At 42.7% G+C, this 13,375-nt stretch carries 11 protein-coding genes and 1 pseudogene; 9 read left to right on the top strand and 3 right to left on the bottom strand.

The window, feature by feature from the left end; genetic code table 11:
• Positions 1-38 precede the first annotated feature (38 nt).
• The 4 genes from HMPREF9007_RS12800 to HMPREF9007_RS12815 all read left to right on the top strand — a co-directional run bounded on the left by HMPREF9007_RS12800 (position 39) and on the right by HMPREF9007_RS12815 (position 5,945).
• Entirely contained in the window at positions 39-1,721 is a 1,683-nt protein-coding gene (locus tag HMPREF9007_RS12800; RefSeq protein ID WP_008761616.1) for a polysaccharide lyase, read from the top strand.
• A gap of 66 nt (positions 1,722-1,787) precedes the next feature.
• Positions 1,788-4,883: a DUF6298 domain-containing protein gene (locus HMPREF9007_RS12805; protein WP_008761615.1), complete on the top strand. Its 3,096-nt coding sequence runs from the start codon at positions 1,788-1,790 to the stop codon at positions 4,881-4,883.
• Positions 4,884-5,059: 176 nt separating this feature from the next.
• Positions 5,060-5,611 carry an RNA polymerase sigma factor gene (locus tag HMPREF9007_RS12810; RefSeq protein WP_008761614.1) on the top strand — a complete coding sequence of 184 codons (552 nt, stop codon included), beginning with the start codon at positions 5,060-5,062 and terminating at the stop codon, positions 5,609-5,611.
• Between the two features lie 82 nt (positions 5,612-5,693).
• Positions 5,694-5,945, top strand: coding sequence for a hypothetical protein (locus HMPREF9007_RS12815; protein ID WP_008761613.1), 252 nt, complete (start codon positions 5,694-5,696; stop codon positions 5,943-5,945).
• Between the two features lie 106 nt (positions 5,946-6,051).
• Here the strand turns inward: HMPREF9007_RS12815 and HMPREF9007_RS12820 are convergent.
• Positions 6,052-7,304 (bottom strand): annotated as a pseudogene (locus HMPREF9007_RS12820) (MFS transporter).
• A 105-nt stretch (positions 7,305-7,409) separates the two neighbouring features.
• Here HMPREF9007_RS12820 and HMPREF9007_RS12825 point away from each other — a divergent pair.
• From HMPREF9007_RS12825 to HMPREF9007_RS12835, 3 genes are read left to right on the top strand one after another with little or no spacing between them, the layout of a single operon-like run.
• Positions 7,410-8,177 (top strand): threonine/serine exporter family protein, encoded by a 768-nt coding sequence (locus tag HMPREF9007_RS12825; protein WP_008761612.1) that lies wholly within the window; start codon positions 7,410-7,412, stop codon positions 8,175-8,177.
• Position 8,178: 1 nt separating this feature from the next.
• On the top strand, positions 8,179-8,673 hold the full coding sequence (locus HMPREF9007_RS12830) for a threonine/serine exporter family protein (RefSeq protein WP_008761611.1): 495 nt from the start codon (positions 8,179-8,181) through the stop codon (positions 8,671-8,673).
• 13 nt (positions 8,674-8,686) lie between these two features.
• The gene (locus HMPREF9007_RS12835; RefSeq protein WP_008761610.1) at positions 8,687-9,415 is read left to right on the top strand and encodes a DUF6064 family protein; all 729 of its coding nucleotides are present in this window, start codon (positions 8,687-8,689) and stop codon (positions 9,413-9,415) included.
• A 113-nt stretch (positions 9,416-9,528) separates the two neighbouring features.
• On the opposite strand, the gene HMPREF9007_RS12840 is transcribed toward HMPREF9007_RS12835, so the two are convergent.
• Complete coding sequence (locus tag HMPREF9007_RS12840) at positions 9,529-10,338, bottom strand: SDR family oxidoreductase (RefSeq protein ID WP_008761609.1); 810 nt, start codon at positions 10,336-10,338, stop codon at positions 9,529-9,531.
• 146 nt (positions 10,339-10,484) lie between these two features.
• Between HMPREF9007_RS12840 and HMPREF9007_RS12845 the strand changes: the two genes are divergently transcribed.
• Complete coding sequence (locus tag HMPREF9007_RS12845) at positions 10,485-11,282, top strand: DUF4846 domain-containing protein (RefSeq protein ID WP_008761608.1); 798 nt, start codon at positions 10,485-10,487, stop codon at positions 11,280-11,282.
• A 72-nt stretch (positions 11,283-11,354) separates the two neighbouring features.
• Here HMPREF9007_RS12845 and HMPREF9007_RS12850 read toward each other — a convergent pair whose 3' ends face one another.
• Entirely contained in the window at positions 11,355-11,975 is a 621-nt protein-coding gene (locus tag HMPREF9007_RS12850; protein ID WP_008761607.1) for an HAD family phosphatase, read from the bottom strand.
• Between the two features lie 301 nt (positions 11,976-12,276).
• Between HMPREF9007_RS12850 and HMPREF9007_RS12855 the strand changes: the two genes are divergently transcribed.
• Positions 12,277-13,365 (top strand): hypothetical protein, encoded by a 1,089-nt coding sequence (locus tag HMPREF9007_RS12855; RefSeq protein WP_008761606.1) that lies wholly within the window; start codon positions 12,277-12,279, stop codon positions 13,363-13,365.
• Positions 13,366-13,375: the final 10 nt, after the last annotated feature.

Genomic DNA, 13,375 nt, shown 5'->3' with positions numbered 1-13,375 from the left:
TAATCGTCTTTTTTAAAAACCTATTAAGATTCGGAAGAATGAACAAGATTAAGAAAGTATTATCAGTATGGATGTTGGTTGCCTGTGTACTACCTGTGGCAGCCCAATATCCGGTGATCCCCGACTCGGTAAAAGAAAGAGGAGCAAAACAAGAAGCAGAGTTCGAACAGAAATCCAATGCGGCATGGGAAAAAGCCTTGCCAACAGTTTTGGAAGAAGCAAAGTTAGGAAGACCTTACAAACCTTGGGCTTCCAAACCGGAGGATTTGATCAAAAGTAATATTCCGGCCTTCCCCGGTGCGGAAGGCGGTGGTATGTACACTCCCGGTGGTCGTGGAGGCAAAGTGATTGTGGTTACTTCCCTGGAAGATTCCGGTCCCGGCACATTCCGCGAAGCCTGTGAAACCGGTGGCGCACGTGTTATTGTATTTAATGTGTCAGGTATTATTCGCCTGAAAAGCCCGATCAGTGTACGTGCCCCTTATGTAACGATTGCCGGACAGACAGCACCGGGAGACGGTATCTGCGTGACCGGGCATTCTTTTCTGATCGATACTCATGATGTAGTGATTCGTCATATGCGTTTCCGTCGGGGGGCACAGGATGTTGCTTTCCGGGATGATGCAGTGGGAGGAAATGCAGTCGGCAATATTATAATAGACCACTGTTCGGCAAGCTGGGGACTGGATGAAAATATGTCTATCTATCGCCACGTCTACAACAGGGATGAAACCGGGCACGGACTGAAGTTGCCTACTGTGAACATTACCATTCAGAATTCGATATTCTCGGAAGCATTGGATACTTATAATCATGCATTTGGCGCCACTATCGGAGGACATAATAGTATGTTCTGCCGTAATCTTTTCGCTTCCAATATCAGTCGTAACAGTTCGGTGGGTATGGACGGAGACTTTAACTTCGTAAACAATGTTGTTTTCAACTGGTGGAACCGTTCTATCGATGGAGGAGACAATAAGAGTTTTTATAATATAATCAATAACTATTTTAAGCCCGGTCCTATCACCCCGCTGGATAAACCTATTTCCTATCGTATATTGAAACCGGAAGCCGGACGCGATAAAAGCAAACCGATGTCCTTCGGAAAGGCTTATGTAAACGGTAACATCGTTCACGGAAATGCTAAAGTGACAAAAGATAACTGGAATGGCGGAGTTCAGCTTGCCAGTGAAGTGGATGAGGGAAAGTTCTTACCGCAAATCAGAGTGGACAAAGCATTCAAAATGTCGCCTGTAACGATTATGGATACCCAAAAAGCTTATAACTTTGTATTGGATAATGTAGGTGCTACTCTCCCGAAACGGGATGCGGTAGACGCTCGCGTCATCAAGACTGTACAAACAGGAAAAGCGATTTATGCGAAAGATGCTCCGGAATTTATCTCTCCTTACGTGAAAAGACGCTTGCCGGCAGACTCCTACAAACAAGGTATCATCACCGATATCCGTCAGGTGGGCGGACTTCCTGAATACAAAGGAGAAGCATATCTTGATTCGGATGGTGACGGTATGCCGGACGCATGGGAAATTGCCAACGGACTGAATCCGAACGATCCGACTGATGCAAAGGAGGACTGTAATGGAGACGGCTATACCAATATCGAGAAATATATCAATGGGTTGGATACAAAGAAGAAAGTAGACTGGACAGATCTGAAGAACAACTACGATACCTTGTCCAAACGGAAAAGTCTGTTTTAATCGTATGATTTGCTTATGGTCAAATGATCTTTCAGGATTGAATAATTAGAAACAACGTTTATTGTAATGAATATACAATTAAGAACTATCCTTTTAGGATTATTGAGCATAGGGTTTGCGCAGGGATATGCGCAAACCTTTGCTTTACAGGTTAAGGATGACCGGATCACTTACTTGAATGACGAACAGGGAAACCGGATTCTTGATTTCTCGTACTGTGGCTACAAGGGCTCCGAACAGGATATTCCTTCTGTCCGCAATGCCGTGTTTGTACCTTGGACAGCAGGAGATAATACATCACGTATTCAACGCGCCATTGACTATGTCGCCTCATTAGTACCTGATGCTTCCGGTTTCAGGGGAGCCGTGTTATTGGATCAGGGAGAATTTTCTTTATCCGGAAGCCTTCGTATAAATGCCTCCGGCATCGTACTGCGCGGAGTGGATAAAGAGAAAACGATACTTCTAAAAAAAGGAGTAGACAGAGGTGCCCTTATCTACATGGAAGGGACAGACGATCTGAAGATACAGGATACATTGCAGGTACTCTCGAAATATGTTCCGGTAAATGCGAGGACATTGGAAGTTGCTTCAGGTACTTCGTTGAGAAAGGGAGATCGGATACTGGTGAACCGTCCGTCCGGCAAAGAATGGATTGCTTCGTTAGGATGTGATATCTTTGGAGGAGGAATCAGTGCACTGGGCTGGAAAGAAGGAGATATGGATCTTACCTGGGATAGAACCGTGACAGAAGTAAACGGTAATCAGATAACGTTGGACGCTCCGCTGACAGTGGCGCTGGATGCCAAATACGGTACTTCTTCCGTGATTACTTATCAGTGGAACGGGCGCATCCGGGAGTGCGGAGTAGAAAATATGACTCTGATTTCCGACTATGACAAACGGTACCCTAAAGATGAAGATCATTGCTGGACAGGTATTTCTATCGAAGATGCGGAAGATTGCTGGGTACGCAGGGTGAGCTTTAAACACTTTGCAGGAAGTGCAATCCTTGTTCAGCGTACCGGTTCCCAAATCACGGTTGAGGACTGTATCTCACGGGAACCTGTTTCTGAAATCGGAGGAATGCGCCGCTGTACTTTCTATACCTTAGGACAACAGACACTTTTCCAGCGCTGCTATTCGGAACAGGGTATTCATGACTTTGCAGCCGGATATTGTGCTGCCGGACCGAATGCTTTCGTACAATGTGATTCGTATGAATCTTTAGGTTTCAGCGGATCTATTGATGCATGGGCATGTGGCCTATTGTTTGACGTGGTTAATATAGACGGGCATAATCTGAGTTTCAAGAATCTGGGACAGGACAAGAACGGAGCGGGATGGAATACGGCAAATAGTCTGTTCTGGCAATGTACCGCTGCCGAAATAGACTGTTATGCTCCGGCAAAGGATGCCATGAACCGTGCGTACGGATGCTGGGCACAATTCTCCGGTGACGGCGAATGGGCACAATCAAACAATCATGTGCAGCCCCGAAGCATTTTCTATGCTCAATTAGAAGATCGTTTGCAGAAGAAATGTGCAGAACGTGCCCGTATCCTGCCAAGGAATACAAGTGCCACCAGCAGTCCGACCGTTGAAGTTGCTATGGAACTGGCCAAAGAGGCTTACAATCCCCGCCTGACATTGGAACACTGGATTGAACGAGGAGCCTTTGCGCCTTCAATAGCTATGTCCGGAGTAAAATCAATCGATGATATTAAAGAAAAGAAGATAACTCCGAACAAGACATCGGCACAACCGGAAGTAACTATTGCAAACGGACGTATCCAGATGAACAGTACTTTGTTGGTAGGAAGTAGCCATACCACCCCTTGGTGGAATGGAAAACTTAAAACCAACTTTCTGAAAAAAGCAAGCCCTGCCATCACCCGCTTTGTTCCCGGACGTGAAGGATTAGGACTGACAGATCGCATCGATTCCGTAATCGGCTATATGAAACAAAAGAACATATTGGTATTTGACCAAAACTACGGACTTTGGTATGATCGCCGCCGGGATGATCATGAACGAGTGCGCCGTCGTGACGGAGATGTATGGGGGCCTTTCTACGAACAACCTTTCGGACGTAGCGGTCAGGGTACTGCCTGGGAAGGACTGAGCAAATATGATCTGAATCGCCCTAATGCATGGTATTGGTCGCGATTGAAAGAGTTTGCCGAAAAAGGAAATAAAGACGGACTATTGCTATTCCATGAGAACTATTTCCAGCACAATATCCTGGAAGCAGGTGCGCACTGGGTAGATTGTCCGTGGAGAAGCACCAACAATATCAACCAGACCGGATTTCCGGAACCTGCTCCGTTTGCAGGAGACAAACGAATCTTTGTTGCAGATATGTTTTATGACATCACTCATCCGGTTCGCCGTGAGTTACACAGACAATACATCCGCCAGTGTCTGAACAACTTTGCAGATAACCCGAATGTCATTCAGCTGACAAGTGCCGAATTTACAGGTCCACTACATTTTGTACAGTTTTGGCTGGACGTGATCGCCGAATGGGAAACTGAAACCGGAAAGAAGGCCAAAGTAGCATTAAGTACCACAAAAGATGTACAGGACGCCATCCTTGCCGATCCGAAGCGTGCAGCTGTGGTGGATATTATTGATATCCGCTACTGGCACTATAAAACAGATGGAATCTTTGCACCGGAAGGAGGGAAGAATATGGCTCCCCGCCAACACATGCGTAAGATGAAAGTCGGAAAGGTTACTTTCACCGAAGCCTACAAGGCTGTCCACGAATATCGTCAGAAGTTCCCGGAGAAAGCCGTAACCTTCTACGCACAGAATTATCCGGCTATGGGATGGGCTGTATTCATGGCCGGCGGTTCATGTCCTGTAATTCCGTGCACAGATAAAGCATTCCTGAAGGATGCAGCGGCTATGGAAGTGGAAGAAACCGATACCGACAACTATAAGAAAATGGTAAAATCTGATATCGGCAGTATCATTTATTCCAAGTCCGGAACAGAAATTCCTGTTCAATTATCGTCCGGAAAGTATATCTTAAAGTACATACATCCCGGTTCAGGGAAGATGAGTGTTATAGATAAATCATTGAAAATTAATGGGGTATACAAATTAAAGGTACCGGATAAAAAAGAAGGTATTTATTGGTTCCATAAACTCTGAAACAAAAAATCCCGCTGATGACTGATCAGCGGGATTTTTCCATTTTATAGGTAATTTCTAACAAAAGAGTGTTATAAAACATGATACTTATTTTTTCAACCTACAAACCAGATTTTACCGGTGGTTGAGGTCAGTTCTGCTTAGCTTTGCAACATCAAATCAATCGAATTAATGCTATGATGGAACAGACTAATAATTCAACCGACACTTTACTCGCTTCTTTTCAAGCGGGAAATATGGCAGCTTTTTCGCAGCTATATGATTTGCACATCAACATTCTTTTTAATTACGGATTGAAGTTGACCATTGATAAAGAGTTACTGAAAGATTGCATCCACGATATTTTCGTTAAGCTCTACACTAAAAAGGATGAATTAGGAACTATTGATAATTTGAAGTCTTATTTGTTCATCTCATTAAAGAACAAACTCTGCGATGAACTCCGCAAACGTATGTATATGTCTGATACAGCCATAGAAGATGTAAATGCAGTAGCTCCCACAGATATAGAAGATGACTATATGGAAGAAGAGCAACGCAAAAATGAGTTCTCGCTGGTGAAGCGTCTACTGGACCAGCTTTCTCCCCGGCAGCGTGAAGCACTAACATTATATTATATAGAAGAAAAGAAGTACGAGGATATTTGTGAGATTATGAACATGAACTATCAGTCTGTACGCAACCTGATGCACCGTGGATTGACAAAATTGCGTAGTCTGGCAAGTTAATTTTAGTAAAAAGGATATTTAGTTGAGTACATACACAGAGTAACAGCGTCCTATCTATGTAAACGCTTAAAAAGGATGCGATATGTGCTCTAAGGTAAAGGATTTTTTGACGGATGATGATTTCATCAATTATGCACTGGGTGTAACTCCGGAAGCAGCTTCCCAATGGGAAACTTATTTCAGAGAGCACCCGGAACAGATAGCAGATGCAGAAGAAGCTAAGGCCGTATTATTGGCTCCGGCAGATGTTGCCTGCGACTTTTCACTGGTTGAGAACCAAGATTTAAAGGATAGAATTATTAGTAGTATAAAAGATTTTTCGAACATTTTGTAGTTAGATTAGATAGAAGTTAGGTTAGTTAAGGTTAGTAAAAAGATTGATGCAGTCTTTCACAGACACTTGAATGATCAAGTACTGTGAGAGACTGCGTTTTGTATATCTACAATTTGTTTTCTTCCTGAATATCGAATGCTTTGCAGAAACTGACGATAAGTACGATACAACCTCCCAATATACCTGTAATCATGTAAGCAATACGAATATCAAATGCCTGTGTAATAGCGCCTATTAGCAAAGGAGCGATCAGCGAACCAATAAAACTGATACTCGACAGGATAGTGAGCGCAATGCTGACGGGCGTCTTTGACTTGGCCCCTACAAAGCTATATAAAGTAGGTACGATACATGAGATACCTAGTCCGACCAGCATAAAGCCTAAGGAATTGATGATCACTTTCATTCCCAGTGAGTCAAACGCATTGCCCAACAATGCGGAAATGAAGAAGCCGATACAAATAAGGCTGCCTGCCAGTTGCAGTACTTTTTCTTTCCCCAAAGCTGGTATGCATAATTCGTCAGGAATCGTCCCGTAGCCATCATGACCATAAATACAAGGAAGCCGATTTGCAATGATTTAGGCACATGGACAATCGATTCAAAATAAACAGCACTCCAGTCGAACATAGCACTCTCTACGATGAGCGCGAATAATCCGACTAAACCTAATTGTAAAAGGAGTATTTCCGGCTTTTGAAATAACAGACGGAATCCATTCGGAGCTTTATCAGCCGCTTTGTCTGTTGTCTCAAGGCTTGGCTTCGGATGTTCGCCTATAGGAAGCGTTGTTTCTTGCAGATATTTTCGTCCTGCCAATACTATGATAAGGATAATAGCGGCTATTAGCATATAATGCCAAACAGGAAAGGTGCCCGTCAGAATCATCACGAAGCCGATAAGTGCTCCGGTACAGGCTCCCAAGCTCCATCCTCCATGAAAAGTTGCCATGATTGTCTTACCATACAAACGCTCCACTTCGATCCCTTGCGTATTGAACGATATATCGCACAAGTTCCAGAACACTCCGAAACAAAAAAGCAGGAATCCCAGCAAATAGACTTCATGAGCCAATCCGACACAAAGTAAGGACATGGCATATCCCAAAATGCTGACCTGTACCATTGTGCGACTCCCTAATTTAGATACAAGATAACCCGCCAAAGGAATTGCTACAAACTTGCCGACTGGTATCATAAATAAAATCAGACCCCAATAAAATGCATAATTGGCAGCAAATACATCTTTGAAATCCGGGATACGGCTTGCCCAGCTTGCCATACAGAGTCCTTGGGCAAAGAAGAAAGTCAGGATGGCAAAACGTATTTTCTCTTTCGGATATGTAAATTGGTTGTTCATGAGTCATTCTTTTTATGCAGGCAAAGGTATTTATTTTTTGTGTTTTACCTTTCCTGCTATTACTCTTTTTTGTACTTTTGCAGCCGATTTAAAAATATCACATACATGAAGACAAGCGAATCTTTATTATCTATAGGTAAATTCATAGCCGAATATTCAGCCCATCTAATGGGAGCGGGGGTACATACCTCCCGTGTTGTACGCAATTCCAAACGTATCGGAGAAGCTTTTGGCTTAGATGTCAAACTGGGCGTATTTCATAAAAATATCATTCTTACTATCATCGATAAGGAGACAAACGAAGCCTGCAACGAGGTTATAGATATTCCTGCACATCCCATCAGCTTTGAGCATAACTCCGAACTAAGCGCTTTGAGTTGGGAAGCAGTAGACAAACAGTTATCGTTGGAAGAACTGAAAGAGAAATACAAAAAGATAGTCTCTGCTCCGATGATACATCCTCTGTTCGTTTTGATATTGGTAGGCTTTGCCAATGCGTCATTCTGCAAACTGTTTGGCGGTGACTTAATCTCAATGGGAATCGTTTTCTCCGCCACTATTACAGGATTATACCTGAAACAGCAGATGCAAAAGAAGAAAATGAATCATTATATTATATTCATTGTTTCGGCCTTCGTCGCGTCGCTCTGTGCTTCTACCGCCTTGATTTTCGACACAACTTCCGAAATCGCACTGGCAACCAGCGTTCTATATCTTGTACCCGGTGTTCCTTTGATTAATGGAGTGATTGATGTTGTCGAAGGATACGTTTTGACAGGATTTGCCCGTTTGACAGAAGCCTCTTTGCTGATTGTCAGCATTGCCATCGGCCTTTCCTTTACATTATTAATGGTAAAAAACAGTTTAATTTGATATGGTAGCACTTGATATTCTTTCTGATGGTTTCTTTGCAGCGATAGCGGGTATCGGATTTGGAGCAATTTCCGATCCTCCGTTGCGTGCATTTAAAATGATTGCAATATTGGCGGCATTGGGACATGCGTGCCGTTTCTGTCTGATGACTTACTTGGGTGTAGATATTGCTACGGCTTCTTTATTCGGTGGATTAGTAATCGGATTCGGCAGTTTATGGCTCGGAAAACGGGTATATTGCCCGATGACAGTGCTGTATATTCCTGCGTTGCTCCCGATGATTCCGGGAAAGTTTGCGTACAACATGGTATTCTCTCTTATTATGTGCTTGCAGACAGCGAATAAACCGGAACTGCATGATAAGTATATAAAGATGCAGGAGATGTTCTTCTCCAACACTTTGGTGGCAAGTACAGTAATTTTCATGCTTGCGGTCGGAGCTACATTCCCGATGTTCCTGTTCCCGCACAGAGCCTTTTCTTTAACAAGACATTAATTAAACTACTTTTATGGAGATTTTTTGGAGAACAATTGCGTATTATAATTCAGCCACCTGGCTTTTGCAGATTATTGTCATTCTGATCGGTATTGTGCTGACCGCATTGCTGATCAGCAAACCACGTCCGTGGGTGAAGATGGGAATGAAGATTTATATGATAGGTCTTTATTCGTGGATTTCCATTGTCTATTACTTTATCTACTGCGAAGAACGCAGCTATAACGGGGTGATGGCGATGTTCTGGGGAGTGATGGCTATTATCTGGATATGGGATGCGATCACCGGATATACGACTTTCGAACGTACACACAAATATGATCTGCTATCTTATGTGTTGCTGGCCATGCCTTTCATTTATCCTATGGTGTCGTTGGCACGCGGGCTATCTTTCCCGGAAATGACTTCTCCAGTGATGCCTTGTTCTGTAGTGGTATTTACCATCGGACTGCTGTTGCTGTTTGCACACAAGGTAAATATGTTTCTGGTATTGTTCCTTTGCCACTGGTCATTGATCGGATTATCCAAGACTTACTTCTTTCAGATTCCGGAAGACTTCCTTTTGGCAAGTGCGACTATTCCGGGACTTTATCTCTTCTTCAGAGAATACTTCCTGAATAATCTGCACGCAGATACCAAGCCCAAAGCTAAATATATCAACTGGTTATTGATAACAGTCTGCATCGGGCTGGCTATATTATTGACGACTACTATGTTTTTGGAATTAGTTCCGAAGAACTGATTGCCGTACTATTACACGCTATTAGTTTCACGCCTTGAAACGATTAGTTTCATTGCTTGAAACAAAAAGTTTCAACCGTTGAAACCAACAGTTTCAAGGCATGAAACTTTTTTTTATCTGATAGCATAAAATATTCGGAGAGCATATTGCATCATACTATCCGGTAGCCAGCTCTTGCTTTTAGCAAACAGAACTTGCACCAACGGACCTACTTTAGTCCGGAAAGGAGGATTTTTACGCGCTACTATTTTACAGATTGCAGCACCCAGCTTGCGGGGATCGCATCCGTTACGCTCTTCTTTTTCAATAATCTTTAATGATCTCAGAAAACTGTCAGCATAATCTTCATTCTGTCCGGTCAGTTCAGAGATATTCCGGTTGTCGGTAAATCCGGTATTAAAATCCCCTGGCTGCACCAGACAGACTTTGATATGAAACGGATGAACTTCCAGCGCCAAGGCCTCGCTATATCCTTCTACTGCAAACTTGGATGCAGAATAAAATCCCTGATAGGGGATACCCATCACTCCACCAATAGAGCTGATATTGATAATCTTTCCCCGACGTGCCTTGCGCATATAAGGGAGCACTGCTTTGCACATATTGACCACGCCAAAGAAATTTGTATTCATCTGCATGCTCACTTCTTCTTCGGTAGCCAGCTCCAATGCTCCGCCAATTCCCATACCGGCATTATTAATCAATACATCCATCCGTCCCTGCTCGGATATTATTTGTTCTACAGCCTGACGAACAGAAATACTATTCGTTACATCAACGACAAGCATTCGGACCTTACCTATATTCTCTGAAGGTTTCCGGCTCGTACCGTAAACGATATGACCTTGTTCTGATAACATTTGCGCAGTGATCTTTCCAAATCCGGAAGAAGCTCCGGTAATGAGTATGATTTGTGGTTGCATATTCTTTTATTTGCAGCAAAGATAAAGAGAATATCCGAAAATTCTGTTTTTGCCGAATAGTATTCTGATTAGACGGTTTCAGAAGCTTCCTCCTGCAAAACTTGGTTTTCTGCAAAAGATATCCTATCTTCGGGAAAAATAACGATATGAAAAGAATACTTATATTCAGCATAGTATGTCTGACTTCAATTATAGTGTCGCTGGGACAGTCAGTGGAAAGCACCATTCTTCCTCCTACGGGCTACACTCGTGAAGTATGCGATGAACATTCATTTGCCGCCTATCTGCGTCAACTCCCATTATTGCCCAAAGGGAGTAAGGTTTTACTTTACAACGGACAGGAGAAAAGGAATCAGGCAGCCGCATTCGCCGTAGTAGATATGGAAATAGGCAATCGCGATTTACAGCAATGTGCGGATGCAGTCATGCGCTTGCGGGCAGAATACCTATGGGCACAGAAAAGATACGGAGAAATCAAATTTAACTTTACCAATGGCTTTCCGGCAGAATATAAAAAATGGGCGGAAGGAAACCGTATCAAAGTAACCGGAAATAAGGTAGAATGGTATGCTGCAGGAGGCAAAGACTATTCATATAAGACTTTTCGTAAATACTTGAATATGGTATTTATGTATGCCGGCACTGCTTCTCTTTCAAAAGAGCTTCGTACGGTTCCTTATACTTCACTGCAAGCAGGAGATGTGTTTATCAAAGGAGGTTCACCGGGCCATGCCGTGATAGTAGTAGATGTGGCAATTCACCCGAAAACAAAAAAGAAAGTTTTTTTATTGGCGCAAAGTTATATGCCCGCCCAGCAAATACATATCCTCGTCAATCCTGCCAACCGAAATCTGTCACCTTGGTATGAACTGACAGATACAGACAGTGGCAGATTGTATACACCGGAGTGGACATTTGAAAAGAAAGAGCTGAAAAGGTTTTAGAAATTGCTTACCTGGCACTTTTCCTTCCGGGGTCCCCTCCTGTAGGTGGGAGGAGCATAAAGATACCTCTTCTCAACTATTTAGTATAACGGTCAACTCTTGCCGCCAATCAGCACCGTTTTCCGGTTGGAAGGTTTCGAAACCAAGTTCTTTGCCTATGTGGATATTCGAACTTCCATCGTCAACGAAGAGCGTTTCGGAAGGTATGACATGACTGTCTTTTATCATAAAGTCGAATATTTCGGGAGCCGGTTTGGTATGTCCCAACTGGTAAGATAAATATAGTTTGTCGCAATAATCGTTCAGCGGTTTCCCTTCGGATGAAAACTCCGGACTGCATGCCCATGACATAACAAAAGGATTGGTATTACTCAAGAGATACACATGATATGATTTACGAAGTCCCAATATATAATCGAGCTTTCGCAAGTCCACTTCATTGAAAAAGCCTAACCACGCCTGTTTGGTTTCTTCCATCGTCAGTTCGCGACCGCACAGATCTCCTAATTGCTTCCGAAATTCATCGGCACTCAACTTTCCTTCTTCCAGTTCTTGGAAGATTCCGGTCTGATGGTATTTGTCCAAACGAGTATCGGCATCCGCCAATCCCAGTTTGATAAACGCCTGAACAGCTTTATCGCGATCAATGTCTACAATCACTCCGCCAAAATCAAATACAATGTTCTTAATCATGATATATACAATTTTTATTTGTTACAAAGATACGGCTAATCTTCTTAATAAACAGCCCGTCATCGCTTGATCTTTGTCAAAAAAAAACATGAGGGCAATCTGCGATATGCATAATAATAGGAGCATAAATAATATAGTGACACTATCCTGCCGTGATGGTGTAACTATGATCACAGTATAGTGTCACTATGAGAGGAGGATAGTGACACCATTTTTTGTATGGTTTATAGAGGTGTATGTATCATATTATTTTTTATATTTGCAAATCCAATCGTTTGTATACAAAGATAAAAGCAGAGTTATGAATAATCTTCGAATCTTATTATACGTGGTTGTCCTTTCACTGGCTGCATGCCATCCGGAAGGGACTAATGTAAAACAGGGATTAGACAAAGCCGCACAGCTAATGGGGCAGGACCCGGATACAGCATCTATTATTCTCGAAAATATCCAGATCAACCAGATGAACGAAGCACAGCTGGCAGAATATAATCTGTTGTGTACCCAGCTGAATGAAGATAAAAATATCGCCCATACGTCTGATAAGCAAATCCGTCAGGCAGTTTCATACTTTGACCAACACGGCAATGAACTTCAGAAATCAAAGGCTTATTTTTATCTGGCATGCGTAGAGAGTGATCTTGACCAGAAAAAGGAAGCGGAGACCCACTTCAAGGAAGCAATAAAGCTTGCTGCTCTTACAGAGAAGTACGATTATGTAGCCAAGGTGTGCAGACGTTGCAGCCTTTATTATCAGAAATATGGTCATTTCGACGAAGCATTGGAAATGGAAAGAAAAGCCTATGCCAGCCAGCTAATGCTGAACGATCAGACAGGCGATACGAAGATTATTCTTTCTTCTGCATTGGGAGTCTTTGGTGTGATGTCCTTATTACTCGGGCTGCTCTGGAAGAAGAATAAGTTTGTATATTCTCAACTGACTACTTTTAAAGATGAAATGTTGCGAAAAGAGGCAGAGTCGGATAAACTGATGTTGCAATGTAACTATCTGGAAGAAAAATATCAGTCGCTTCAACAGCATATTTATGAAAGTTCTTCGGTAGTATCGAAAGTCCGGCAAATAAAAGAACGGTCTGTTTCCCCTTCCAAGGTTGTTTCTTTTTCAGAGAAAGACTGGAGTGAATTATTAAGACTACAGGAAGGAGTATATGGACTTGTTTCCAAATTGAAAGAGATAAGTCCTAAACTTACAGAAGAAGATTTGAAAGTATGTGCTTTCCTGCGCGAAGGTATCCAGCCTGCTTGCTTTGCAGATCTAATGAAACTGACTGTAGAAACTCTTACCCGAAGAATATCCAGAATAAAAACGGAGAAACTTATGCTTGTAAGTTCCAAAGAATCACTGGAAGACTACATCAAATCATTGTAGTCCGCATTTG

It is taken from the genome of Bacteroides sp. 1_1_14, from assembly GCF_000162515.1.
Taxonomy (GTDB): domain Bacteria; phylum Bacteroidota; class Bacteroidia; order Bacteroidales; family Bacteroidaceae; genus Bacteroides; species Bacteroides thetaiotaomicron.
This window is presented reverse-complemented; position numbering and strand designations above follow the sequence as displayed.